Below are 25284 nucleotides of genomic sequence, written 5' to 3'. Positions count from 1 at the left end.
GCTTAGCGCAATTGCAAGGCTAACCCACCCTACGACGTTCCCCGGAGACACCCCTTACCGCATCGGCGGTGCGTACTGCACGCCACCTGCGTTCCACAGCTGGTTCATGCCGCGCGGGATCTTCAACTTCGACTTCTCGCCGATGTTGCGATCATACATCTCGCCGTAATTGCCAACGTGGCGGATGATGCGCGCGGCCCAGTCCTTGGTGAGGCCGAGCTGCTCGCCGTAACGGCCTTCGGTGCCGACGAGGCGCATCACCTCCGGCTTCTTCGACTTCAAGGCCTCGTCAATGTTCTCCGAGGTCACGCCGAGCTCCTCGGCGTTGATCATCGCGTAAAGCGTCCACTTCACGATCATCATCCAGTCGTCGTCGCGCTGGCGCACCACGGGGGCGAGCGGCTCCTTGGAGATCATGTCCGGCAGGATCATGTGGTCGCCGGGCTTCGTCAGGTTCAGCCTGAGAGCATAGAGCTGAGAAACGTCGGCGGAGAACGTGTCGCACTTGCCGGTGTCGTACGCCTTCACCACGTCGTTGAGGTTATCGAACTTCACCTCTTCATACTTCATGTTGTTGATGCGGAAGTAATCGGCGACGTTGAGTGTCGTCGTGGTTCCGTTCTGCACGCAGACCTTGCTGTCTGCCAGGTCGAGCGAGGTCTCCTTGTTGCGCGTGCGCGGCACCATGAAGCCGACGCCGTCGTAATAGGCCACGGCCGGGAAATACAAATCGTAGTCGAGCTCGCGCGCCATGCTCCAGGTCGTGTTCCGCGAGAGGATGTCCACCTTGCGGCTCTGCAGCTCCTTGAAACGCTCGTTGGCGTCGAGCGGAACGAACTTCGCCTTGCCGGGGTCGTTGAAGATCGCAGCGGCCACCGCGCGGCAGAAATCGACGTCGAAGCCGGTCCAGTTGCCCTTGTCGTCGGGGATCGAGAAGCCCGGCAGGCCCTTGTTGACGCCGCACAGCACCTCGCCGCGGCGAACCGTGCGCCTCAGGGTGCGGGTGTCGTAAAACTCGTAAATGATCGCGCCGATGGCGACCAGCACGGCGATGGCGACCCCGATCAGCAGGCCGCCACGAAAAGTGCGCATCATGTTGCTCTCTCGAAAAATCGGGAAAAGGAATCAGGCGAGGACGGACTGCATGATCCGGATCCGGACGGCCGCGTTGGCGCAAGGCACGCTGCGGCCGTCCGAAGCAATCATGCCGGGATCATGAACCTTAGAGCTCGGGCTTCTGCCGGATGACCACCTTGGTGCCGACAGGGACGCGATCGTAGAGGTCGGCGACGTCGGCGTTGACCAGGCGGAAGCAGCCCGAGGACACCTTGGTGCCGATCGTGTCGGGTCGGTTGGTGCCGTGGATGCGGTAGACGGTGGTGCCGAGATACATGGCGCGGGCGCCCAGCGGATTGCCGGGTCCGCCGGCCATGAAGCGCGGCAGATAGGGCTGGCGCTGGATCATCTCCGGCGGCGGCGTCCAGTCCGGCCACTCCTTCTTGTTGGTGATGGTCACCAGCCCCTGCCACTGGAAACCGTCGCGGCCGACGCCGATGCCATAGCGGATCGCGCGCCCGCCGGGCTGCACCAGATAGAGGTGACGCTCGGCCGTCGAGACGATAATCGTGCCCGGCGGCTCGGTGGTGCGGAAGTAGACCACCTGCTTCTGCCATTCCGGATCGAGCTGGTATCCGTCATCGGCGATCAGGCCTGGCTCGTCGCCGCGGTCCGGCTGCTGGGCGAAGGCGTGCAGCGTAGACAGGACCAGTCCCATCGCAGCCACGAAAATCCCGGTCAGGCGACGAAAATCCGTCATTCAAGCTCTCCCCGCTGCCACACAGCGCAAATCATTCGGAACCATCAAACCTGAGGGGCAAGTTCATGGCAAGTTGATGGCGCGCCGTCCTGGCATGTCACGAGAATGCTTTGGTTTTTTGACGGGCTCGGCGCAATGCCACGAACAGGGGATGGCGCGAAAAGCATAGGATCTGCGGCTGGGCGGGGTGCGCTCCCTCTCCCGCTTCCGGGAGAGGGTGGGGGGTATCTCCGCAAAGGGACACTCCCGATCCGGAAAGAACCCTCACCCGCGCCTTCGGCGCGACCTCTCCCGCAAGCGGGAGAGGCTCAGACCGAGCTCGCCGAAAGGGTCAACTTCGACAAGTGGCAATCGAGGCCAGTCAGATCTTGTTGCTCTCCGCCGGGATCCCGAGCCGCCGCACGATCTCCGCCGCGACGGCGCGGGCCTCGACGCGCGAGCCGATGCGGGGGCTGCGAAACCGCCGCCCCGAATGCAGCCGGATCACCACGATGCAATGCTCGTCCTCGGAGCGGCCGCGGCGCTCGACCGTGATCGACTTGACGTCGGGTCCGGTGATTTGGTCGGCGCGCAGGCTGCCGTCGCCCCACAGGCGCTCGACGCGAATATCGTTCGGTCGAATGACCCAGAACGCGCCGGTCGCAAGGTTGGCATAGCGATAGATGGTGAATGCCGCGATCGCACCCAGCGGCAGCAGCAGGATATCGACATGGCTGGGGGAAAGGCCGCGCCACAGCTTGTAGGCATAGGGGGCTGCGGACAAAGCCACCGCGATCAGTGCGACGATGCGGATCTCCCGTGCAGGAAACGCCTCGAGAGGCTCGCCGAGATGCATCTCGGGATTGCTGGCATCGAGCGGGTTGCTCGGCGCCTCGACATTGGGAACGTCAAAATGCGCCGCGATCCACGCCACGGTGTCGCGGACATGGGTGACGTCGGAAATCGGCGGCGAGGTCAGCCGCTCGCCCGAGGCCAGGGTGAAGACGAGCTGGAAGCGGGCCTTCACCCGCTTGCTGCCGGGGACCTGTAGCGCCGTGATCTCGTCCTTGCCGACGAGGCGCGTCCGGAGCTTTCCGAACGGCCGCTGCCGCCCGATCAGGATCTCGTCCGGCGTGATGATCCACACCACCGCCGGCGCCATCATGATGCCGACGACGAATCCGGCTCCCACCAGCAGCGCCACCGTCGATATCGTGATTTCCAGGAGGTCCTGCGTGAACAGTCCCGGCGTGAAGCAGAGTGCGACGGCAGCCGCACAGCCGGCCACGACCAGCCGCTGCGCGATCGAGGAACCTTCACGAAGGCGGATGTCGGTGCTGGTGGTCGCGTCCATTGCGGGCGGCTGATTGCGTCGGTTGCGAAACTCCACGGACGGCTCCGTGGAGTCAAGCAACAAGGGCGACAATTGAAGCCCGCCGCGCGATGACCGTGCGGCGTCAGCTGCTCGCGTTCAGCAGCTTGGCCACCGTGCGATCGATCTCGTCATAGCTGCCTTCGCCGGCGTGCTGGAACACGATCTTGCCGCTCTGGTCGACGATGTATTGCGCCGGCCAATATTGATTGCGATAGGCGTTCCAGGTCTTGGACTCATTGTCCTGCGCCACCGGATAGGTGATGCCATGGCGCTTCAGCGCGGCTTGCACGTTGGCGGCGGAGCGCTCGAACGGGAATTCCGGCGTGTGCACGCCGACCACGACGAGGCCTCGATCCCGGTACTTGGCGTAGAGGCCGGTGACATGCGGCAGCGTGTTGACGCAGTTGACGCAGCCATAGGTCCAGAAATTGACCAGCACGACCTTGCCGCGGAGATCGGCGATATGAAGCGGCTTCGAGTTGAACCAGTTGGTGATGCCGGTGAAGTCGGGCGCGGCCTGCTGGTTCGCGGCGGCGGTGACGACAGGCGCGGCGCGTGCGGCCTCGTCGCAGTTACCGGGGATGACGGCGCCGGTCACTGTGATGCCGATCAGTGCAGCAGACATTGCGAGCAGCTTGAGAGTCATGGAAAGCGTCCTCCGGTGAAGATGAGGGGGATCACAGGCCGATCTGGCCGGTGGGGTAGAAGCCGGTGAGCCACGCCACGATCAGCGTGTCGTAGGCGGCGACCGCGAAGCCGATCACGACGACGCCAAAGCCCTGCTGCAGCCGCGGTGAGATCCGGGCCAGGCTGCGTACGCGCGTGGTCGCGGCCTGTCCGCCATAGGCTATTCCAAGCATCGGGATCGCAGCGCCAATGGCATAGGCGACCAGCAGCGTGCCGGCCCAGGCAACGTTCTTCGACGTCGCCACCAGCGTCAGGATCGAGCCGAGCACGGGCCCTGCGCAGGGCGTCCAGACCAGTCCCAAGGTGGTGCCGAGGATCAGCCCACCGAGTGCGCCGTCGCGCTGCGTGGCGCCGATGTTGCCGAGATCGAGCCAGCCGTTGATCCGGAGCGACAGCCATTCGAACGGCGCCGGCCACAGCATCAACAGGCCGAAGCCGAGCAGCAGGACCGCTGCCGCCTCGCGCAGCACGTTCGGATCGAAATCGAAGGCCCGCGTGATCGCGCCGAGCGCCAGCGCGACCACCGAGAAGGAAAAGACGAAGCCGAGCGCGATCATCGCGGGTCGCAGATGCCCCGCGCGCCCGATCGAGGCGCCGAGCAGGATCGGCAACATTGGCAGCGTACAGGGCGCCGCGATGGTGAGGATGCCGGCGAGGAGAGCAAAGAGCAGGTCGAGCATGAGGCACTCGTGAGGGAGGTCACGAGGGCTGTTCGCGTGCGGTGGGACGGTCGTTACGCAGCGTCACGGCTTCGTGACGGGGGCTGTTGCTTTGCAGAGCACGGTGGCCGCGGGCTCCCGCCTCTCCCCCTTGCCGGAGAGGCCGGCGCACTCGCAAAGTGCGGCGGGTGAGGGTTCTTTCCTCTGGGGGGAGTGCCCCGTTGCGGAAACACCCTCTCCCCAGCCCTCCCCCGCAAGCGGGGGAGGGAGCGCACCGACCGCGGAGCCGGCAACCACTCAGGCCCAAATAAAAACGACCCGGACGGGGCATCGTCCGGGTCGCTGGAGGTCTTGGGAGGTTTAACGAAACCGTATGGGAGCTTTATAGAAGGGAAGTTTTTCCGCCTGATGTTGTCGTTTGTTTCAATTGTTTCGTCAGTGGTAACGCTTCCGTGTCCGGGGAGAGGGCCAAAACGGAGGTCCTATCCCCTTGAAAACATTATTGTTAAGCGGCGAAACGGTCGACGCCGGCGCCCTTAAGCAAATCGGCGAGTTGCTTACGGGCATAGAACATCCGCGTCTTCACCGTGCTCTGGGGAATGCCGATGATCTGGCCGACCTCCTCCACCGACTTCTCGTGGTAATAGACGAGGTTGATGATCTCCCGATGCGCCGGCGACAGCTTCTGCACGCAGGCGCGCAGGATGGCGCTGGTGTCGCTGCGGTCGAGCGAGGTCTCCGGCGTGTCGCAACCATCAGGGATCTGACGCACGTCCTCCTGATCGATGTCCTCAAAGCGGCGCTGGCGCATCGCGGTCAGCGCCTTGAAGCGGGCGATCGAGAGCAGCCAGGTGGACACCTGCGAGCGGCCCTGGAATTGGCCGGCGGTCCGCCACACATCCAGAAACACCTGGCTGACCAGATCTTCCGCCGTGGTGGCGTCGCGCACGATGCGCAGGATGAAGCGGTACACCCGTACATTGTGCCGGCAGTAAAGGATGTGCATGGCCGTCCGGTTGCCGTCGGCAATGCTTGCGAGGAGCATGTCGTCCGAGGTCGCCTGAGCGGCAATGATGCTCTGGCTGGCTTGGGCGTTGATGGCAATGACGTTCGGCATGGACTTGGCTCCCCGTAGCGCCGCAACCGAGCGGCGTTTCCTTGGGTCAAAGTGTTAATGAGCCAACGTTTCGGGACGTCTGCACGAAAAGCGGAAAATGGTTTCGTGCGCCGTCAAATTGTTTCGCCGGACAGGGTGCGACGAAACATTCGGGGCAAAAAACCTTGTGATTTCAACGTACGGAAAATACGGGGGTGGGGATTCGGGGCCGGACGGGCGCGCCGCGGAACGAATTTAGGAGGATTGCGTTTGGTGCGCCACATCTACCGCTGTCGTCCCGTGGCGATAATCTCGTAGCCCGGATGAAGCGCAGCGAAATCCGGGGCAACTCCATCCGCGGCTACAGCACCCCCGGATTGCGCTGTGCTCCATCCAGGCTACGGCAGAGCGGGTTGTGCCGCTCGCCCTACGCCTTCTCGCCCTGCGGCGAGAACAGATAGCCGCCGCCGCGGATGGTGCGGATTACGGCAGGCTTGGCCGGGTCGGGCTCGATCTTGCGGCGGATGCGCATGATGCGCAGATCGACCGCGCGGTCGAAGGCTTCGGCGTCGCGGGCGTTGGCAAGCTCGAGCAGGCGCTCGCGCGACAGCACGCGCTTCGGATTGGCCGCGAACACCTTGAGCAGCCCGAACTCGGATGCGGTCAGCGGATGCTCGTTGCCCTCGTCGTCGCGCAAGGCCTGCGCTTCGAGGTCGAGCCATTTGGTGCCGAAGCGCACCAGCTGCTCCTTGTCCGACTTCGCCGCCGGCGCGTCTGCCGCCTTGGCCGGTCCGCTCCGCCGCAGCACCGAGCGGATGCGCGCCATCAGCTCGCGCAGCTCGCAGGGCTTCGCCACGTAATCGTCCGCGCCGAGCTCAAGGCCGACGACGCGGTCGATCGGGCTCGCGGTCGCCGTCAGCATGATGACGGGCACGTTGATGCGGCTCTTGAGGTCGCGGATGATCGAGAGCCCGTCTTCCTCGGGCATGTTGAGGTCGAGCACGACGAGATCAGGCATGCTGCCCTGGATCGCGGCGCGCAAGGACTTGCCGCCGTCGCACAGCGTCACGGTGAAGCCGTGCATCTTGAGGTAATCGCCGACCATCTCCCGGGCCGGAGCCTCATCGTCGACGATCATGATGTGCTGGCTTTGGGTCATGGTCTTTGCATCATGGGCTTTGCATCACGGGCTTTGGCATCACGGCATTTCAGTCGCGGGGAGGGTGATGGTGAAGGTCGAGCCCTTGCCGGGGCCCTCGCTCTCGGCGGTCACCTCGCCGCCGTGCATGTCGATGATACGCTTGACGATGGAGAGACCAAGTCCCGTCGAGCTCTCCCCGGCAGTCGGCTTGGCCGACAGCCGCTGGAACCGGCCGAACAACCGGCCGAGGTCCTCCGGCGACAGCCCGGCGCCCTCGTCGCTGACGCTGACGATGGTGTCGCTGCCCTCGTGGACCACGGTGACGTCGATCTTGCCGCCGATCGGCGAGTATTTGATGGCGTTGCTGATGAGATTGTCGATCGCCTCGCGGATTCGGTCGGTGTCGCACATGGTGACGATGTTGGGCGGCGCGGTGACGCTGATCGCCTGCTGCTTGTTGACCGCGAGCGGCTGGTTGGCCTCGGCGACTTCCTTGACCAGGGCGGCGACGTCGACCGGCTCGCGGCGGATGGTGATGTCGAAGGCATCGGCCATCGCGTCCGAGATCAAATGATCGACCATCGTGGTCAGGCGTTTGGTGGCGTCGCGGATGTGGTCGACCTGGGCGACGACCCCGCTTTCCGAGGCGCCGGTCGAGATCAGCTCCTTGAGCATCTCGGTGCGGCCGAGAATGACGCCGAGCGGGTTCTTCAGGTCGTGCGCGACGGTGCCGAGAATCTCGTTCTTGAAGCCGTTGGCGCGCTGCAACCGCAGCCATTGCGCCGAGAGGCGGCGGTTGGCCTGCATCAGGGCGCGGGTGCGCTGGGCGACGCGGTCCTCCAGCTGGGTATTGGCGTCCTGCAGCTGCTGGTAGAGGATGACGTTGTCGAAGGCGATCGAGAGCCTGGAGGAGAAGATCTCGACCAGCGAACGGTCGGTCTCCGACAGCTCGCGCTCGGCCTGGAGGAGCACCACGACCTCGCGGCCCGATCCGGTGCGCAAATAGATCACGCTCCGGTGGTCGGCGAATTCGTTCTTGCGGCGCTGGAACGCGGCCTCCACCATCTCGCGCAGCTCGGGGTCGAGCGCCTTCGAGGAGGTGGTGCCGATGAAGCGGCTGTAGCAGCCGCTGCCGGCGAGCACCGAGAGCTCGGGATCGATGCCGCCATTGTCGCGCAGCACCAGGATGCCGGCGCAGTCGACGTTGAGCAGCGAAGCGAGCTGGGTCAGGACGCCCTCGGCGAGCCGCTGCATCGACTTGAAGTCGTACAGCGTCGAGGCCGCGTCGATGATGATCTCCAGCCCGCGCCGGGTCTGCACCATGCGCTCGAGCTGCTGGTAGGAGCGCAGCGCCGCGGTCAGCGAGGTGAACAGCTTGTCGGCGGTGAGCTCGGTCTTGGCCTTGTAGTCGTTGATGTCGTACTGAACGATGACGCGCCGCTCCGGCGCCTGGCCGGGCTGGCCGGTGCGCAGGATGATGCGCACGGTCTCGTTCCGGATCTCGTTGCGGATGAACTCGACCAGCTCGAGGCCGGCGACGTCGGTCTCCATGATGACGTCGAGCAGCACGGCGGCGACGTCGCGGTGCTCGGCCATCAGCTTGCGGCCTTCGGCCGCGGAATAGGCCGACAGGATCTCCAGGCTCTGGCCGTTCAGGCTGTAGTCCGACAGCGCAAAACGCGTGCCGTCATGCACGGCCGGATCGTCATCGATGACGGCGATCTTCCATTTCCGGGCGTTGCTGTCCTCCGACGCGGTACCGGTGTCGTCGATCAGGTGGAGGACATCGTCCTGTTCGGCCATTGCGAAGATCCGTCACTTTCTGTGCTTTGCGCGCCGCCCTTGGCGACACGGGGCATGATAATGCGAAAAGTAGTGCCTTGTCCCAGCTTGGATTCCAGCATCATCCGGCCGCCGAGCTGCTGGGTGACGAGGTTATAGACGATATGAAGGCCAAGTCCCGTGCCGCCTTCATTGCGCCGGGTGGTAAAGAAAGGGTCAAAGGCCTGGCGCTGCACGTCCGGGGTCATGCCGGCCCCGTCGTCGGAGAAGCTGATCTCGATGTCCTCGGTGCCGCGCGGCCGCGCCGAGATCGCGATCCGGCCGGCGCGGCCGTCGGCGAAGGCGTGGTTGGCGGCGTTGAGGAAGAGGTTGGTCAGGATCTGGCCGTAGGAGCCGGGATAGCCGTCGAGCAGCAGCCCCTCGGGGACGTCGACCTCCAGCGTGATCGGCGAGCGCTTCAGCACGGGCTTGAGGCTGGCGATGATCTGGTCGGTGGCTTCGCTCAAGGAGAATTGCCGCCGCTCGGCATGGGAACGGTCGACCGCGACCTGCTTGAACGACTGGATCAGCTCGCCGGCGCGGGTCAGATTGGCGACGAGCTGCTGCGAGGCGTCGCGCGAGGACTGCACGAATTCCTCCAGCTGCGAGCGGCGCAGGCCGCCCTCGCCCTTGAGCTGGGCTTCGAAAATCTCGGTGCGCCGGGCAAAGCTCGAAGCCACCGTCAGGCTGATGCCGATCGGGTTGTTGACCTCGTGCGCAACGCCGGCAACGAGGCCGCCGAGCGCGGCCAGCCGCTCGGCGTCGATCAGGTTCTGCTGCGCGGTGTTGAGCTCGAGCAGGGCGCTCTCGGCCTTTTCCTTGGACGCGCGCAGCTCGTCCTCGGTCCGGCGCTTGGCGATCGCGTTCTCGCGGAACACCTCCACCGCGCGCGCCATGGCCCCGACCTCGTCGCGCGCTTTCGTGCCCTGCACCTCGCGGTCGAGATCGCCGAGCGTGATCGCCCGCATCGCGGACATGATCTGCTGCAGCGGCAGGCGGATCGACAGCGCGATCAGGACGCCCGCGGTGAGGATGATGCCGAGGAAGATCACCGCGATCGACAGCACCCGGCGTGAGATATCCGCCAGCGTGCGGTCGAACACCTCCTGCGCCTTCTGCTCGCGCTGGCGCATCTTGGTCGAGAGGTCGTCGATGGCGCCGATCGCCTCGGCCTGGCTGGCGTCGATGGTGTTGCGGAGCAGCTCGGTGCGGCTCGCAAGCTGCTCGGAGAGTTTTGCAAAGCCCTCGCGAAGTGCGGCGGTGCGGGCCGCGAGCCGCCGCAAGGCCATCTTCTGCAGGTCGTTGTCGGCGAGATCGATCATGACCGGGATGGTCCTCTCGATCGTCTCGGTATGGCGGCGCGCGTCGTCGGCGGCGCCCGACGACTGCGATAGATAGTAGGAATTGGCCGCGACCAGCATCGCGGTGAAGGCTTCGCGGGATTTGCCGAGCGAGGGCCAGATCAGCGCGTCGCGATGGCCAGTGGCACCCTCGATGATGGAGTAGAGGCCCGCCATGTCCCTGGCTGGGCCCTGCACCTGCTCCTCATAGGTCTTGGCGATGGTGGACTGCACGCTGCGCAGCTCGCCGAAGCCGTTGAGGAAACGGTCGGTGGTGCGCTCCAGCTCCTCGACCGACCCTGATAGCATCGGGTCCTTGGCGGCGCGATTGGTCAGCGTGCCCAGCACCGCCTCGCGCAGCAACAGGATCTCGGCGAACAGGTCCGGACTCGGCTGGTTGATGTAGCGGTGGATCAGGTTCTGCAGCCGCCCGGTCTCGCTTTCGAGCAGCGCCAGGATCCGGTCGGACTCGCGCACCTGGCGCACATCGTCCCAGGCCGAGCCGAGCACCTTGGCGCCGTTCCAGATCATCGCCACCAGCACCACGACCACGGCGGAGTTCAGCGCGGCGATCGACAGGATGCGCCAGCGGATCGGCACCGCCCGTAAGAGGCCGACGATGCGCGCGCGCAGCTGCCCGATCGGGCCGGGTGGCTTGTCCGCGTGATCGCTATGTCCAAGCGCAGCCAACAGGCCTCACTCCACCTTGCGAATCCGTTCGATCAGCGCGGCCGCCGCGGGGTCGCGCGCGGCCTTGGCGTAGATTGCGGCCATGGCGTCCTCGAACGGCTTGCGGTCGATGTCCCTGATGATGGTCACGCCGGCTTCCTGCGCTTTGCGCTGCGACTGTTCCTCGAGGTCGCGCCACTTCTCGCGCATGAACCGGCTGGAGCGCTGCGCGGCCTCCTTAAAGATCGTCTGCTCCTCCGCCGACAGGCTGTTCCAGGCCTTCAGAGAGATCACCAGCACCTCCGGGCTCATCGTGTGCTCGGTCAGCGTGTAATGGCCGGCATGCTTGTAATGGTTCGTGGTCACGAAGGATGGCCAGTTGTTTTCGGCGCCGTCGATCAGATGGTTGGCAAGCCCGGTGAGCACCTGCCCGTAGGGCAGCTCGACCGGTTCGGCGCCGAGCGCGCGCATCATCTGGCTCATCAACTCCGACTGCTGCACGCGGATCCGCAATCCCTTGAGGTCCGCGATGGTCTTCACCGGGCGGACCCCGTTATAGATCGAGCGCGCACCCGAATCGTAGAAGGCGAGCCCGACGAAGCCGTAGGGCTCGAAGCTACCGAGGATCTCGCTGCCGACAGGTCCGTCCAGCACCTTCTGCATGTGCTCGATGGACCGGAACAGGAACGGCATCGCCAGCACGTTCATCGCCGGGACGAAATTGCCGATCAGGGCGACATTGGTCCGGTTGAGGTCGATCGCACCGGCCCGGGTCTGCTCGATCGTCTCCTTTTCCTCCCCGAGCTGGCGGGAGTGGAACACCTTGATCTCGTGGCGGCCCTTGGTGCGCTCGGCGATCAGGGCGCCCATGTAGCGCAGCGCCTGGACGGTCGGGTAATCTTCGGCCTGGGTGTCGGCGGCGCGAAATTCGCGCGCAACCGCACTCGTCGCGCGCATGCTCGACGAGACTGCGGCAAGCAGAAGCGCGACGAAGACCACCCCGGTCCGCGAGAGTTCGGCACGGCTCAACACTGGCACACTCAACCCCTCAGTGGTGGAGTCTATGGCGGAAGGAAAAGGTTCAATGCAATCTAAAGCGTTTTCAAGCGAAGTGGATACCGGTTCGCGTAAAGAAAACCCGTCAAATTAATAATTTAGAACCCGTTCCGATCGGAACGGGGCTCCAGCAGAAGTTAAGGGAAGCCCCATCCCGTCCCCGGCCAGCGGGCTGATTGTGCGGCGCGGCCGGCGTTCATTCCCGGTTGAAACGGCCACTGCCGGGCCTTAAGCAGGACAGCCGCCACGTCGACCGCGGCCTGGGAAGAGCCATCCTGATGCCAGCCTTGCGCCTTTTGCAGCTCGTTGCCGCCTTTGCGGCCCTCGCATTGGCCGCCCCTGCGCGGGCTGCCACCGAGATCGCCTGGTGGCACGCCATGTCCGGCGAGCTCGGCCGGCAGCTGGAAAAGCTCGCCGCCGACTTCAATGCCTCGCAATCCGATTACCGCATCGTGCCCGTCTACAAGGGCAATTACACCGAGACGGTGACGGCGGCGATCTTCGCCTTCCGCTCGCGCACCCAGCCCGCCATCGTCCAGGTCAACGAGGTCGCCACCGCCACCATGACCGCGGCCAAGGGCGCGATCTATCCGGTGTTCAGCCTGATGCGGGACCAGGGCGAGCCGTTCTCGCTCAGTGATTATCTGCCGGCGGTCTCCGGCTACTACACCGATGCCGCCGGCAATCTGTTGTCGTTCCCGTTCAATTCCTCGACCCCGATCCTGTACTACAACAAGACCATGTTCCGCGACGCCGGCCTCGATCCGGAGACGCCGCCGAAGACCTGGCCGGAACTGGCAGCGACCGCCAAGCGCCTGCGCGACCGCGGCGCTGCTTGCGGCTTCACCACGTCCTGGCCGTCCTGGATCCATGTCGAGAATTTCGCCGCCTTCCATAACCTCGCGGTCGCGAGCCGGGCGAACGGCTTCGCCGGGCTGGATGCGGAATTGACCATCAACAATCCGAGGCTGGTGCATCACGTCGCGGCGCTCAGCGAGTGGCAGAAGACCAGGCTGTTCGACTATAGCGGCCGTGGCCAGTCGGCCGAGCCGCGCTTCCAGAAGGGCGAGTGCGGCATCTTCATCGGCTCCTCGGCGACGCGCGCCGACATCAAGGCCAATTCGAAGTTCGAGATCGGCTACGGCATGATGCCCTATTGGCCCGACGTGAAGGGCGCGCCGCAGAACTCGATCATCGGCGGCGCCACGCTGTGGGTGCTGCGCGACCGTCCGCGCGAGGAATACAAGGGCGTAGCGCGGTTCTTCGCCTATCTGTCCCAGCCCGGCGTGCAGGCGGCCTGGCACCAGAACACCGGCTATCTGCCGGTGACCCGCGCCGCCTTCGAGCTGACGCGCTCGCAAGGCTTCTATGAGCGCAATCCCGGCTCGGCGATCTCGTTCGAGCAGATCACGCTCAATCCGCCGACCGAGAATTCCAAGGGCATCCGGCTCGGCTCCTTCATCCTGATCCGCGGCGTGATTGAGGACGAGCTCGAGCAGGCCTTCGCCGGCCACAAGAGCGCGCAATCAGCGCTCGATTCCGCCGTCGAGCGCGGCAACAAGCTCTTGCGCCAGTTCGAGCGCGCGAGTCCCGAGCGGTAGGGTGTGTTGCGATTAGGTCTCGCCGCCGCTGCGAACGAGGTGCGCTCCCTCCCCCGCTTGCGGGGGAGGGTTGGGGAGAGGGTTCTCTCCACGTTGGGATTGTCTGAAGTCTGCGGAGAGTGTCCCCACGTGGAGAGAGCCCCCACCCGGCGCTTCGCGCCGACCTCCCCCGCAAGCGGGAGAGGTGCACCGTTTCCTTGGCTTGCACCGGGTCAACCAAAGTTGCCCCTGCATTCGATACGCGAGTGCAGATGACAATCACGCCGCAACAGCTGCCTCCCTTCACCGACGCCGCAAGCTTCCGCGCCTTCCGCTCGGCGTCCACGCAATGGCTGCCGATCGCCCTCGACATCGCACGTAGCCATGGCCTCGATGCCGGCTCGCCGCATGTGTTTGCGACCGGCACCAATCTCGTGGTCGGCCTCGGCGACAGGCTGATCCTGAAAATCTTTCCGCCGCTGCTCGCAGCGCAGTTCGTCTCGGAGCGCGCCGCGCTGACGCAGCTCAAAGGCCGTCTGCACCTGCCGATCCCCGAGATCGTCGCGGAGGGGATGCGCGACGGCTGGCCCTATCTCGTCATCACGCGCCTCGCCGGCACGCTGGGTTCGGAGGTCTGGCCATCACTGCCGGAGCCGCAGAAGGAGCGCCTGCTGCTCCAGATCGGGGAGACCATCGCCGCCGTGCAGCGCGTTCCGCTCGGGGAGCTCGCGTCCATCGAGCCGCGCTGGGATGCGTTCATGCGCGCTCAGATGCAGGGCTGCCGCGCGCGGCACACGCGTCTCGGCCTCGCACCAAAATTCCTCGAAGGCCTCGACGATTTCCTACGTGACGCCCCGAAGCTGATCCCGATGGACGCGCCGCCCGTGATCCTGATCGGCGAATACATTCCCGAGAACTTCCTGCTCGCCTGCGACGACGGCCAATGGTCGCTCGCAGGTCTGTTCGATTTCGGCGACGTGCTCACAGGGTGGCGCGACTACGATCTGCTCGGCCCCAGCGCCTTCATGGCGGCGGGCCATCCGGGAAGGGTGAAGAGCCTGCTCGAAGGTTTTGGCTATACGACGCTGGATTTCACCCTCAAGCGCCGCCTGATGGCCCTGATGCTGCTGCACCGCGCCAGCGACCTCAACAGCCACATCTGCATCGAGGGCTGGCAGGAGCGGGCCGCCAATCTCGTCGAGCTCCAGGACCTGATCTGGCCGGGCTGAGCGCTCCGCTCCGTCATTCCGGGGCGCCGCGCAGCGGCGAGCCCGGAATCCATTGTGCCGCGCGTCCTGCCGCCCGACGGATTCCGGGTTCGATGCTGCGCATCGCCCCGGAATGACGAGGGCGTGGCGCGAGCGCCGGATGGCAGGCCTCGGCGGTCGCCTCGATAATGAGCTCTCGAGCAAACCAGACTAATTTTTATGCAATTGCCCGTCTTTGTATGCAATCGCGCAGGAGGCATAGATTGGCGGGAATGTGAAATAGTCCGCGATATCAGTGGTTTAGCGCGATTTCAGTCGTCCGGTAAGCCTTGGCACAAACCTTGCGAATCCAGTTCCAACCAAAAACTTTCATGTTGGAGCGATTTCATGAAGCGCCGCGATTTCCTCAAATCCGTTTCCGGGTTGGCCGCTGGCGCGGCGCTCCCGGCCGTGCCGTCCGTGATCTCCTCGGCCAAGGCCGATGCCCGCTCGGAGACCTTGCTGATCGTTTCCGAAGGCGGCCCGAACAATCTCGACATCCATGGCATCGGCACCAACGTGCCCGGCTATGAAGTCTCCTGGAATTGCTACGACCGCCTGATCAGCCACGAGATGAAGAGCGGTCCCGGCGGCGTGCCCTATTACGACCGCGACAAGTTCAAAGGCGAGCTCGCCGACGACATGAAGATCGACGACATGTCGGTCACCTTCAAGCTGAAGAAGAACGCCAAATTCCACGACGGCGCGCCTGTTACCGCGAAAGACGTGAAATGGTCGCTCGACCGCGCCGTCAGCGTCGGCGGCTTCCCGACCTTCCAGATGAGCGCGGGTTCGCTCACCAAGGCCGAGCAGTTCGTCGTGGTCGACGATCACACTGTGCGCGTCGACTTCCTGAAGAAGGACAAGCTGACGATCCCCGATCTCGCCGTGATCGTGCCCTGCATCGTCAATTCCGAGCTGGTGAAGAAGAATGCCAGCGAGAAGGATCCCTGGGGCCTCGAGTTTACAAAACAGCAGACCGCCGGCTCCGGCGCCTACAAGGTGACGAAGTGGACCGCCGGCACCGAAGTGATCATGGAGCGCAATGAGGATTGGGTCGGCGGTCCGCTTCCCAAGATCAAGCGCGTGATTTGGCGCATGGTGCCGCAGGCCGGCAACCGCCGTGCGCTGCTCGAGCGCGGCGATGCCGACATCTCCTATGAGCTGCCGTTCAAGGATTTCCAGGAGATGAAGGCGAACGGCAAGCTCAACGTGGTGTCGCTGCCGTTCTCCAACGGCATCCAGTATATCGGCATGAACGTCACCAAGCCGCCGTTCGACAATCCGAAAGTGCGGCAGGCCATCGCCTATGCGTTGCCGTACCAGAAGATCATGGACGCCGTGCTGTTCGGTCTCGGCAATCCCATGTTCGGCGCAAAGGACAAGGCCACCGAAGTCGCCTGGCCGCAGCCGCACAAGTACAACACCGACATGGAGAAGGCGAAGGCCCTGCTGGCTGAAGCCGGTTACGCCAACGGCTTCGAGACCACGATCTCGTTCGATCTCAACTTCGCCGGCGTCAACGAACCGCTCTGCATCCTCGTGCAGGAGAGCCTCGCCCAGCTCGGCATCAAGACCACCATCAACAAGGTGCCAGGCGCCAACTGGCGCACCGAGCTCAACAAGAAGGAGATGCCGCTGTTCACCAACGTGTTCTCGGGCTGGCTCGATTACCCCGAGTACTTCTTCTACTGGTGCTATCACGGCAACAACTCTGTCTTCAACACCATGAGCTACAAGTCGGCGGCGATGGACAAGTTCATCGACGGTGCGCGCACGGCGGCCGCCACCGGAGACAAGGCCGCTTACGATGCCGACGTGAAGGGCTTCGTCGATCTCGCCTTCGCCGACGTCCCGCGCATCCCGCTCTACCAGCCCTTCGTCAACGTCGCGATGCAGAAGAACATCAGCGGCTACCAATACTGGTTCCACCGCAGGCTCGATTATCGCGCGATGGCGAAGGGGTGAGGAAAGCGAATAGGGAGTGGCGAATAGCGAGTAGGGGGACGTGATGGTCGACAGGAGCGAATATCCATTCGCCACTCGCTATTCGCCATTCGCGCGAGCGGAGCGAGCATCATGCTGACCATGATCGGCAAGCGCCTGATGTTCGCGATTCCCTCGCTGATCGGCGTCGTCATCGTCACCTTCCTGCTGACGCGCGCGCTGCCGGGCGATCCCGCCGCCTACTTCGCCGGCCCCGCCGCGACCAAGGAAGCCGTCGAGCAGATCCGCAAGAAACTCGGCCTCGACAAGCCGCTGATCGAGCAGTTCTTCCGCTATGCCAACGATCTCGCGCACGGCGATTTCGGCAACTCGCTGACGACGGGCCAGCCGGTCGCCACCGAGATCCGTAACCGCCTGCCGGCCTCGGCCGAGCTGACGCTGCTCGGCCTGTTCGTGTCCGTTGCGATCGCCATTCCGCTCGGCGTGCTCGCGGCAACGCGGCCGGGATCATGGATCGATCATCTCTGCCGGGTCACGACCACGGCCGGCGTGTCGCTGCCGGTGTTCTTCACCGGCCTCGTGCTGGTTTATGTCTTCTACTTTCGCCTGGGCTGGTCGCCGGCGCCGCTCGGCCGTCTCGACGTGTTCTACAGCGCGCCGCCGACGGTAACAGGCTTCTATCTGATCGACACTTTGATCGCGCGCGATCTCGAGGCGTTCCGCTCGGCGCTGAGCCAGCTCATCCTTCCCGCGACGACGCTCGCAATCTTCTCGCTGGCGCCGATCGCGCGCATGACCCGCGCCTCAATGCTCGCGGTGCTCGCGTCCGAATTCGTCCGCACCGCGCGCGCCAGCGGCCTGTCGCCGGCAACCGTGATCGTCACCTACGCGTTCCGCAACGCGATGCTGCCGGTCATCACCACGCTCAGCATGGTGTTCTCGTTCCTGCTGGGGGCCAACGTGCTGGTCGAGAAAGTGTTCGCATGGCCGGGCATCGGCTCCTACGCGGTGGAAGCGCTGATCTCCTCCGACTTCGCGCCGGTGCAGGGCTTCGTGCTGACCATGGCGGTGATGTACGTGCTGCTCAATCTGATCATCGACATTTTGTACGGCGTGATCGATCCGCGCGTCAGGCTGGAGGGCTAGGTTATGAGCTCCGTTGCGCCTGCTGTTGAACCTGTCGGCCCCGCCCGCACATCAGGCCTCGTCGCGGTGCTCGAGCAGACCCGCTACGTCCTCGGCGAGAACAAGGTCACGGGCTTTGCCTTTGCGCTGCTCCTGATCATCGTGTTCGCCGCGCTGTTCGGCCCTTACGTGGTGCCGTACGACCCGCTCGCCTCGGATACGGCCGCCGCGCTGAAGCCGCCGTCGGCGGCGCACTGGTTCGGCACCGACCAGCTTGGGCGCGACATCTTCAGCCGCGTCATCGTCGGCACGCGCCTCGACTTCTTCATCGCGATCGCGTCGGTTGCTCTGGTGTTCCTGATGGGCGGCCTTGCCGGCATCGCGGCCGGCTATTTCGGCGGCTGGACCGACCGCGTCGTCGGCCGCATCGCCGATACCATCATGGCCTTCCCGCTGTTCGTGCTGGCGATGGGCATCGTCGCCGCGCTCGGCAACACCGTGCAGAACATCATCCTGGCCACCGCGATCGTGAACTTCCCGCTCTATGCCCGCGTCGCCCGCGCGGAAGCCAATGTCCGCCGCAATGCCGGCTTCGTGCAGGCCGCGCGTCTCTCAGGGAACGGCGAGTTCCGCATCCTTCTGGTGCACATCCTGCCGAACATCATGCCGATCATGATCGTGCAGATGTCCCTGACCATGGGCTACGCCATCCTCAACGCCGCCGGCCTGTCCTTCATCGGCCTCGGCGTCCGTCCGCCGACGGCCGAATGGGGCATCATGGTCGCCGAAGGCGCGGGCTTCATGGTGTCGGGCGAATGGTGGATCGCGCTCTTCCCAGGCCTTGCCCTGATGATCGCCGTGTTCTGCTTCAACCTCCTCGGCGACGGCCTGCGCGATATCGTCGATCCCCAGCGGAGGACGTGATGGCAGCCGTGCGTCCGAAATTCTCCAATGATTTCAGTCGCCGCTCTACTGTGCATGGGGTTGTTTTCGAGTGTTCGAGTGACGGGAGCCGTCCATGACTTCCCAGCCGCTGCTCGAGGTTCAGGACCTCACGGTCGAATTCACCACCCGCCGCGGCATCGTCAAGGCGGTGCAGCACGTCAACATCTCCGTGGCCAAGGGCGAGACGCTCGCCATCGTCGGCGAATCCGGCTCCGGCAAGTCGGTGACCTCCTACGCGGTGATGCGCATCCTCGACCGCGCCGGCAAGATCGCCGAGGGCTCGGTGATGTTCTCCGGCATCGACGTCAAGGCGGCGACAGAAGACCAGATGCGGGACTTGCGCGGCCGCGAAGTCTCGATGATCTTCCAGAACCCGCGCGCCGCTCTGAACCCGATCCGCAAAGTCGGCGACCAGATCGAGGACGTGCTGCGCACCCATGTGCAGCAGGCCCAGGTCGCCGACCACGGCGAGAAGGCGATCGAGGCGCTGGAGCAGGTCAAGATCGCCCGCCCACGCGAGCGGTATCACGCCTATCCGTTCGAGCTGTCGGGCGGCATGTGCCAGCGCGTCGTCATCGCGCTCGCGCTGGCCTGCAATCCGCAGCTGCTCATCGCCGACGAGCCGACGACCGGATTGGATGTCACCACGCAGAAGGCGGTGATGGACCTGATCGTCGAGCTGACGAAACGCCGCGCGATGTCGACCATCCTGATCACGCACGATCTTGGCCTCGCTGCCGCCTATTGCGACCGCGTCGTCGTCATGGAGAAGGGCCGCGTCGTCGAGACCGCCACCGCCGCCGACATTTTTGCCAACCCTCAGCACCCCTACACCAAGAAGCTGATGCGCGCGACGCCGCGGCTCGGGGTGAGCTTGCGCGATCTGCTGCCGGAAGAGGAGACTCTTGCCTCTCCCCGCGTGCGGGGAGAGGCCGACGCACGAAGTGCGGCGGGTGAGGGGGACTCTCCACGAGTCGAGTTCGCAGAGGCAGCCCCTCACCCCAACCCTCTCCCCGTGAAGGACGGGGAGAGGGAGCAGAGCGGTGCAAGCGGTGAGAGGGAGAAGACGCTCCTCCTCCGCGTTGAAAAGCTCGTCAAGGAATATCCCCGCCAGGGCGCGACCGCCGTGCTCGGCAAGCTGTTCGGCCGCAAGCCGCCGGTCGAGCCGGACGTGTTCCGCGCCGTCGACGGCATCAGCTTCGTGATCGGTCATGGCGAGAGCGTCGGTCTCGTCGGCGAATCCGGCTGCGGCAAATCGACCACGTCGATGATGGTGATGCGTCTGCTCGACCAGACCTCCGGCCTGATCCAGTTCGACGGCGAGGACATCGGCGGCATTCAGCCTGCCGCCTTTGCCCGGCTGCCGCAGCGTAGCCGCATCCAGATGGTGTTCCAGGATCCCACCGACAGCCTCAACCCGCGCTTCACCGCCGCGCGCGCGATCGCCGACCCGATCATGCAGCTTGGCGATATCAAGGGCCGCGACGCGCTCCGCGCCCGCTGCGAGGAACTCGCCACCATGGTCGGCCTGCCGCACAATCTGCTCGACCGCTTCCCGCACCAATTGTCCGGCGGCCAGAAGGCCCGTGTCGGCATCGCCCGGGCGATCGCGCTGCATCCCAAGCTCGTCATCCTGGACGAGCCGACCGCGGCGCTGGACGTCTCCGTGCAGGCTGTCGTCCTCAACCTGCTGCAGGACCTCAAGGCGCGGCTAGGTATGAGCTATCTGTTCGTCTCGCATGATTTGAACGTGGTGCGCTTGTTGTGCGATCGTGTCATTGTGATGCGGACCGGACGGATCGTCGAGGAGGGCTCTTCCGAGCAGGTTCTCGGCGATCCCAAGGACGACTACACCAAGGAGCTGCTGACGGCGATCCCGCATCCGCCGTTGCCGACACACTGAGACTGCACTGATTGCTTGAGAGCGTGATGGCCGAACCCCTGGACGACTATATCGACGCCGTATCGAAGGCGCTGGCGCTGCCGATCGAGGAGGCCTGGCGGCCTGCGGTTCGCGCCAATCTCGAGGTCTCGCTGCGGCTTGGCCGTCTGGTCGACGAATTCGCGCTGCCGGACGAAACCGAGCCGGCGCCGATCTTCACGGCCTGACGCCATGTCCGCCAAGCCAGAGATGACGGCCTCCGAGATCGCAAGTGCGGTTGCGGGGCGCAAGATGTCCGCGCTCGATGCCACCGAAGCCGCGCTCGCGCGCATCGCGCAGCATGACGGCATCCTCAATTCCTTCACCGACGTCACCGCCGAACGCGCCCGTGCGAAAGCGCGCGCGATCGATGCCGACATCGCTGCGGGCAGGACAATCGGTCCGCTCGCCGGCGTACCCTTCGCGGTCAAGAACCTGTTCGATGTCGCGGGCCTGCCGACGCGCGCCGGCTCGAAGATCAACCGGGACCTCGCGCCCGCCAGGCGCGATGCGACCTTGATCGAACGGATGGAGGCGGCCGGCGCCGTTCTCGTCGGTGCGCTCAACATGGGCGAATACGCCTACGATTTCACGGGCGAGAACATCCACGACGGTCCCTCGCGCAATCCGCACGACACCACGCGGATGAGCGGCGGCTCCTCCGGCGGCTCGGGCAGCGCCGTCGGCGGCGCGCTGGTGCCGATCGCGCTCGGCTCCGACACCAACGGCTCGATCCGCGTGCCGTCGTCCTTCTGCGGCATCTTCGGCCTGAAGCCGACCTATGGCCGGCTGTCACGTGCGCGCTCCTTCCCGTTCGTGGCGAGCCTCGATCATCTCGGCCCGTTCGCGCGCTCCGTCGCCGATCTCGCGCTCGCCTATGACGCGATGCAGGGTCCGGATGCCGACGACGGCGCCTGCACCACGCGCGGGTTGGAGCCCGTCACGCCGCGGCTCGATGAGTCCATCTCCGGCCTGCGCGTTGCGATCGCCGGCGGACACTTCCAGAAGAACGTGTTTCCGGAAGCGGTCGAAGCCGTCAGCCGCGTCGGCCAGGCGCTGGGCGCGACGCAAGTGGTGGATGTTCCCGAAGCATCGCGCGCCCGTGCGGCGGCTTACGTCATCACCACCACCGAAGGCGCTTCGCTCCATCTCGATCGCCTGCGCAAGCGCCCTGGCGATTTCGACCCGGCGGTGCGCGACCGGCTGATCGCGGGCGCCATGGTGCCGGCCTCGCTGGTCGACCGCGCGCAAAAATTCCGCCGCTGGTATCGCGCGCAGCTTGCCGAGATCTTTCGATCGGTCGACGTGCTGCTGGCGCCGGCGACGCCCTGCACCGCGCCGAAGCTCGGCCAGGTCAATTTCAATCTCGACGGCGTCGAGCTGCCGGTGCGCGCCAATATCGGCATCCACACCCAGCCGATCTCCTTCATCGGCCTGCCGGTGGTCGCGGTCCCCGTGCCGCTCGAGCCGCTGCCGATCGGCGTGCAGATCATTTGTGCGCCCTGGCGCGAGGACATCGCGCTGCGCGTCGCGCACGCATTGGAGAAGATGGGCGTCGTCGCTGCGCCCGCGCCGAGAGGGTTCTAAGATGCAGATCGATCTCCCCGAGGTGATCGCGGAAGTCAAAGCCGCGTTCGAGCGCTATGAGCAAGCCCTCGTCAGCAACGACGTCGCCGTGCTCGGCGAGCTCTTCCGCAACGATCCGCGCACCTTGCGCTACGGCATCGGCGAGAACCTCTATGGCTACGAGGCAATCTCCGGTTTCCGCGCCGGCCGTTCGCCGGTCGGGCTGAACCGCCGCACCGCCAAAACCGTGATCACCAGCTATGGCCGCGACACGGCCGTGGCGTCCACCTTGTTCTATCGCGATACGGCTCCCGGCAAGGTCGGCCGGCAGATGCAGACGTGGATACGTTTCCCGGAGGGCTGGCGCGTCGTCGCCGCTCATGTCAGCATCATCGACGAGCCGAAAGAGACCGTATGACGCTTGATGATCTTCCGCAGGGCGCATTGCCGGCCGAGCCGGTGGTGCCGCGCGTCGACCGTGCATCGCCGTCGCTGCTGAAGGTCACGCGCGCCGAGGAGCTGCGGCTGCAGCTTGCCGACGAGATCGTGCGGGGAACGCTGGCGCCGGGCTCGCCGCTGGACGAGACCGACATCGCGCGGCGCTTCAACGTCTCGCGCACGCCGGTGCGCGAGGCGCTGCGCCAGCTGGTGGCGAGCGGCCTTGTCGAGGCGCGGCCGCATCGCGGCGCCGTGGTGGCGCGGCCATCTGTCGAGCGGCTGAAAGGCATGTTCGAGGCGATGGCGGAGCTCGAGGCCTTGTGCGCGGGTCTTGCCGCCGAACGCATGTCGGCGGCCGAGCGTCACGGCCTGGAGGCCGTCCACGAGGAGCTGCGGGTACTGAGCTACACCGGCAATCCCGAGCGCTTCCACGAGGTCAACGAGCGCTTCCACAACGCGCTCTATGCCGGCTCGCAGAACGGTTACATCGCCGAGATCACGCTCGCGACCCGCGTCCGCGTGCAGCCGTTCCGCCGCGCCCAGTTTCGCAATCTCGGCCGTCTCGCCAAGTCGCAGGCCGAGCACGACCGCGTCGTCGTCGCCATCATGCGCGGCGACAAGCAGGGTGCCGCCGCCGCCATGCGTGCGCACATCGAGCTGGTCCGCGGGGAGTATGAGATCTACGCGGTGTCGGTGTGAGTTGCGTGTTCACCACGAGGTGAAGGAGAGGCGTCGGTTCTCAGGAACCCGGCTTTGCACCGATCGTTTCCTCCCATCGATCCGATAAGGAGAAAACACCATGGCCTCCTCCGAGAAAGATCCGCGCCATCACACCCAGAAGATGAAGCAGCGTCTACAGGAGACGGTGACGCATCTGCGCGAAGACATCCGCAAGGTCGACGAGCCCCAGCTCACCGCGATGTTCGAAACGTCCGCAGAGGTGCTGTCCGGCCTCGTCAAGGCGTTCGACGATTACGAGAAGAAGAACGAAGCCGCCTGGCGCAAGTCGGCGTGAGGCCGCGGTCGCTGTCTACGCCGTCGTGGCTTCAGCCATAAACTTGCGCCAGCCGCCATAGGCGGTGATGTCGCGAGCTTCGCCCAGCACTTCCGGCTCGACCAAAAATCCCTTCACGCTGCGGCCGTCGGCGAGCCTGATCGTGCCGATCGCCATGGGCGCGGGAATCGCGTTGACGAACTTGCCGAAGGCGGAAGACGACAGCGACCAGATCTCCAGCTCGATCGCAGCGCCTTGGCCGGCCTCGACGCGCAGCATGCCCGGCTTCGGCGGCGTGGTCTGGAGTGCATAGAGCTTGTAATCGGCGGCCGTCCTGGTGGCCTCGATCATGTGTGCGTTCAGCGCCGTCAGCTCGCCGTTCAGCGCCATGCCGGACAGATGTGCGCCGACCACCGCGATCGGAATCTCGTCGTCGCTGCTTGCGGGCAGGGGCGCGAGCGGGGCCTGCGCCACACCCTTCGCGCCGACCGTCAGTTTCGTGTCGCCATGGAACACCCGTCCGATGCTGGCCAGCAGCGCGTCGCGCCCTGCGGGCGCCAGCAGCGTGATGCCGAACGGGATGCCGTCGCTGCGCATCGCAGCCGGCACGGCGAGGCCGCAGAGGTCGAGCAGGTTGACGAAATTGGTGTAGGTGCCGAGCCGGCTGTTGAGCTCGATCGGATTGGCCAGCACCTGCGCGGTCGTATAGGCCGTCGGCGCCGTCGGCAGCACCAGCGCGTCGATGTTGGCGAACGTGCGCTCGGCGATCTTGCGCAGGCCCTGCAGGCGATAGAGCGCCGAGAAGGTTTCCGCCGCGGTCAGCCGCGCGCCGGCCGCGGTGATCTCCCGCGTGACGGGGTGGATCGTGTCTGGCGCGGACGCCAGCAGGTTCTTGATCACGAGGTAACGCTCGGCGGCCCAGGGGCCCTCATAGAGCAGCCGCGCCGTCTCGTAGAACGGCTCGAGGTCGAACTCGACCAGCTTTGCCCCGAGCGCGGTCCATCGCTTCAGCGCATCGTTGTAGGCGGCTTCCGCTTTCTTGTCGCCGAAGAAGATCAGCTGGCCGTTGCGCGGCACACCCAAGCGCAGGTTTGCCGGCATCGGCGTGATCGCGCCGAACGGCCGGTCGCGCGAGAATGGATCGGCCTGGTCGGGGCCGGCCATCACCGACAGCGCGAGTGCGGCATCGTCCACGGTCAGTGCGAACACCGAGATGCAGTCGAGCGTGCGGCAGGCCGGCACCAGGCCTGCGGTCGAGATCATGCCGAGGCTCGGCTTCAACCCGACGATGTTATTGAGCATCGCCGGCACGCGGCCCGAGCCGGCGGTATCCGTGCCGAGCGACAACGGCACGAGCCCGGCGCCGACCGCGGTGGCCGAGCCCGAGCTCGAGCCGCCGGGAATCAGATCCTCGCGGATCGAATTCCGGGGAATGCCGTAGGGCGAGCGGACGCCGACGAGGCCGGTCGCGAACTGGTCGAGATTGGTCTTGCCGATGATGATCGCCCCCGCCCCGCGCAGCCGTTCCACCGCGGTCGAGTCGTGTGCCGGCGTGTAGGAGAAAGCCGGGCAGGCCGCGGTGGTAGGGAAGCCCAGCGCGTCGATATTGTCCTTCACCGCGACCGGCACGCCGTAAAGCGGCAGGCTGGCAGCATCCGCCTGGGCCGCGAGCTTCTCTGCTTCCGCGATCGCGTCCTTCTCGTCGCGCAGGCTGATGAACACGGCAGGATCGTCGTGATCGCGGATGCGCTGATAGGTCCGCGCGACCGTCTCTGCCGGCGTCAGCGTCCCCGCGCGGTGCGCGGCCACAATCGCGGCGATCGTTTCAGGCTGCTCGGCCCCCATGGCGGCAAAACTCCGGCAATTCGACTTCGCCCGGAGC

22 protein-coding genes are annotated in these 25284 nt (G+C 65.4%); 11 read left to right on the top strand and 11 right to left on the bottom strand.

Going from position 1 to position 25284, the window contains the following annotated elements:
* Positions 1-54 precede the first annotated feature (54 nt).
* From N2605_RS32915 to N2605_RS32870, 10 genes are all read right to left on the bottom strand, one after another.
* Positions 55-1092: an amino acid ABC transporter substrate-binding protein gene (locus tag N2605_RS32915; RefSeq protein ID WP_036001959.1), complete on the bottom strand. Its 1038-nt coding sequence runs from the start codon at positions 1090-1092 to the stop codon at positions 55-57.
* 130 nt (positions 1093-1222) lie between these two features.
* Entirely contained in the window at positions 1223-1816 is a 594-nt protein-coding gene (locus tag N2605_RS32910; RefSeq protein ID WP_260345038.1) for a L,D-transpeptidase, read from the bottom strand.
* Positions 1817-2177: 361 nt separating this feature from the next.
* A complete protein-coding gene (locus N2605_RS32905; protein WP_260347530.1) occupies positions 2178-3149 on the bottom strand; it encodes a hypothetical protein in 972 nt (323 codons plus the stop codon).
* Positions 3150-3252: 103 nt separating this feature from the next.
* Positions 3253-3816, bottom strand: a complete 564-nt coding sequence (locus tag N2605_RS32900) for a thioredoxin family protein (RefSeq protein ID WP_260345037.1) — start codon at positions 3814-3816, stop codon at positions 3253-3255.
* Between the two features lie 31 nt (positions 3817-3847).
* Entirely contained in the window at positions 3848-4537 is a 690-nt protein-coding gene (locus N2605_RS32895; RefSeq protein WP_260345036.1) for a cytochrome c biogenesis CcdA family protein, read from the bottom strand.
* Positions 4538-5021: 484 nt separating this feature from the next.
* Positions 5022-5633: a sigma-70 family RNA polymerase sigma factor gene (locus tag N2605_RS32890; protein ID WP_036020284.1), complete on the bottom strand. Its 612-nt coding sequence runs from the start codon at positions 5631-5633 to the stop codon at positions 5022-5024.
* A 406-nt stretch (positions 5634-6039) separates the two neighbouring features.
* Entirely contained in the window at positions 6040-6771 is a 732-nt protein-coding gene (locus tag N2605_RS32885) for a response regulator (protein WP_036020286.1), read from the bottom strand.
* Positions 6772-6810: 39 nt separating this feature from the next.
* The gene (locus N2605_RS32880; RefSeq protein ID WP_109142153.1) at positions 6811-8556 is read right to left on the bottom strand and encodes an ATP-binding response regulator; all 1746 of its coding nucleotides are present in this window, start codon (positions 8554-8556) and stop codon (positions 6811-6813) included.
* Complete coding sequence (locus N2605_RS32875; protein ID WP_225128589.1) at positions 8526-10556, bottom strand: sensor histidine kinase; 2031 nt, start codon at positions 10554-10556, stop codon at positions 8526-8528. The genes N2605_RS32880 and N2605_RS32875 overlap by 31 nt, the downstream gene beginning before the upstream one ends.
* 54 nt (positions 10557-10610) lie before the next feature.
* Entirely contained in the window at positions 10611-11621 is a 1011-nt protein-coding gene (locus tag N2605_RS32870) for a TRAP transporter substrate-binding protein (RefSeq protein ID WP_057028609.1), read from the bottom strand.
* Between the two features lie 296 nt (positions 11622-11917).
* Here N2605_RS32870 and ugpB point away from each other — a divergent pair, with 296 nt between their 5' ends.
* The 11 genes from ugpB (at position 11918) to N2605_RS32815 (ending at position 23423) form a co-directional block, all read left to right on the top strand.
* Positions 11918-13240, top strand: a complete 1323-nt coding sequence (gene ugpB, locus N2605_RS32865; protein WP_260345035.1) for a sn-glycerol-3-phosphate ABC transporter substrate-binding protein UgpB — start codon at positions 11918-11920, stop codon at positions 13238-13240.
* 251 nt (positions 13241-13491) lie between these two features.
* A complete protein-coding gene (locus tag N2605_RS32860; protein ID WP_260347529.1) occupies positions 13492-14448 on the top strand; it encodes an aminoglycoside phosphotransferase family protein in 957 nt (318 codons plus the stop codon).
* A 366-nt stretch (positions 14449-14814) separates the two neighbouring features.
* Positions 14815-16434: an ABC transporter substrate-binding protein gene (locus N2605_RS32855; protein WP_260345034.1), complete on the top strand. Its 1620-nt coding sequence runs from the start codon at positions 14815-14817 to the stop codon at positions 16432-16434.
* Positions 16435-16545: 111 nt separating this feature from the next.
* Positions 16546-17559: an ABC transporter permease gene (locus N2605_RS32850; protein WP_260345033.1), complete on the top strand. Its 1014-nt coding sequence runs from the start codon at positions 16546-16548 to the stop codon at positions 17557-17559.
* 3 nt (positions 17560-17562) lie between these two features.
* On the top strand, positions 17563-18462 hold the full coding sequence (locus N2605_RS32845; RefSeq protein ID WP_260345032.1) for an ABC transporter permease: 900 nt from the start codon (positions 17563-17565) through the stop codon (positions 18460-18462).
* 94 nt (positions 18463-18556) lie between these two features.
* Positions 18557-20386: a dipeptide ABC transporter ATP-binding protein gene (locus tag N2605_RS32840; RefSeq protein WP_260345031.1), complete on the top strand. Its 1830-nt coding sequence runs from the start codon at positions 18557-18559 to the stop codon at positions 20384-20386.
* Between the two features lie 26 nt (positions 20387-20412).
* Positions 20413-20592, top strand: coding sequence for a DUF4089 domain-containing protein (locus N2605_RS32835; RefSeq protein ID WP_036001861.1), 180 nt, complete (start codon positions 20413-20415; stop codon positions 20590-20592).
* Between the two features lie 4 nt (positions 20593-20596).
* Positions 20597-21991 carry an AtzE family amidohydrolase gene (locus tag N2605_RS32830; RefSeq protein WP_260345030.1) on the top strand — a complete coding sequence of 465 codons (1395 nt, stop codon included), beginning with the start codon at positions 20597-20599 and terminating at the stop codon, positions 21989-21991.
* Position 21992: 1 nt separating this feature from the next.
* Positions 21993-22388 carry an oxalurate catabolism protein HpxZ gene (gene hpxZ, locus N2605_RS32825; protein WP_109142158.1) on the top strand — a complete coding sequence of 132 codons (396 nt, stop codon included), beginning with the start codon at positions 21993-21995 and terminating at the stop codon, positions 22386-22388.
* Positions 22385-23107 carry a GntR family transcriptional regulator gene (locus N2605_RS32820; RefSeq protein ID WP_225128439.1) on the top strand — a complete coding sequence of 241 codons (723 nt, stop codon included), beginning with the start codon at positions 22385-22387 and terminating at the stop codon, positions 23105-23107. The genes hpxZ and N2605_RS32820 overlap by 4 nt, the downstream gene beginning before the upstream one ends.
* 100 nt (positions 23108-23207) lie before the next feature.
* Positions 23208-23423 (top strand): hypothetical protein, encoded by a 216-nt coding sequence (locus tag N2605_RS32815; protein WP_029673845.1) that lies wholly within the window; start codon positions 23208-23210, stop codon positions 23421-23423.
* Between the two features lie 15 nt (positions 23424-23438).
* On the opposite strand, the gene atzF is transcribed toward N2605_RS32815, so the two are convergent.
* On the bottom strand, positions 23439-25247 hold the full coding sequence (gene atzF, locus N2605_RS32810) for an allophanate hydrolase (protein ID WP_260345029.1): 1809 nt from the start codon (positions 25245-25247) through the stop codon (positions 23439-23441).
* Positions 25248-25284 lie beyond the last annotated feature (37 nt).

The organism is Bradyrhizobium yuanmingense, from assembly GCF_025200905.1.
Taxonomy (GTDB): domain Bacteria; phylum Pseudomonadota; class Alphaproteobacteria; order Rhizobiales; family Xanthobacteraceae; genus Bradyrhizobium; species Bradyrhizobium yuanmingense.
The sequence above is the reverse complement of the archived record's forward strand: the minus strand, read 5'-3'. Positions and strand labels throughout refer to the sequence as shown.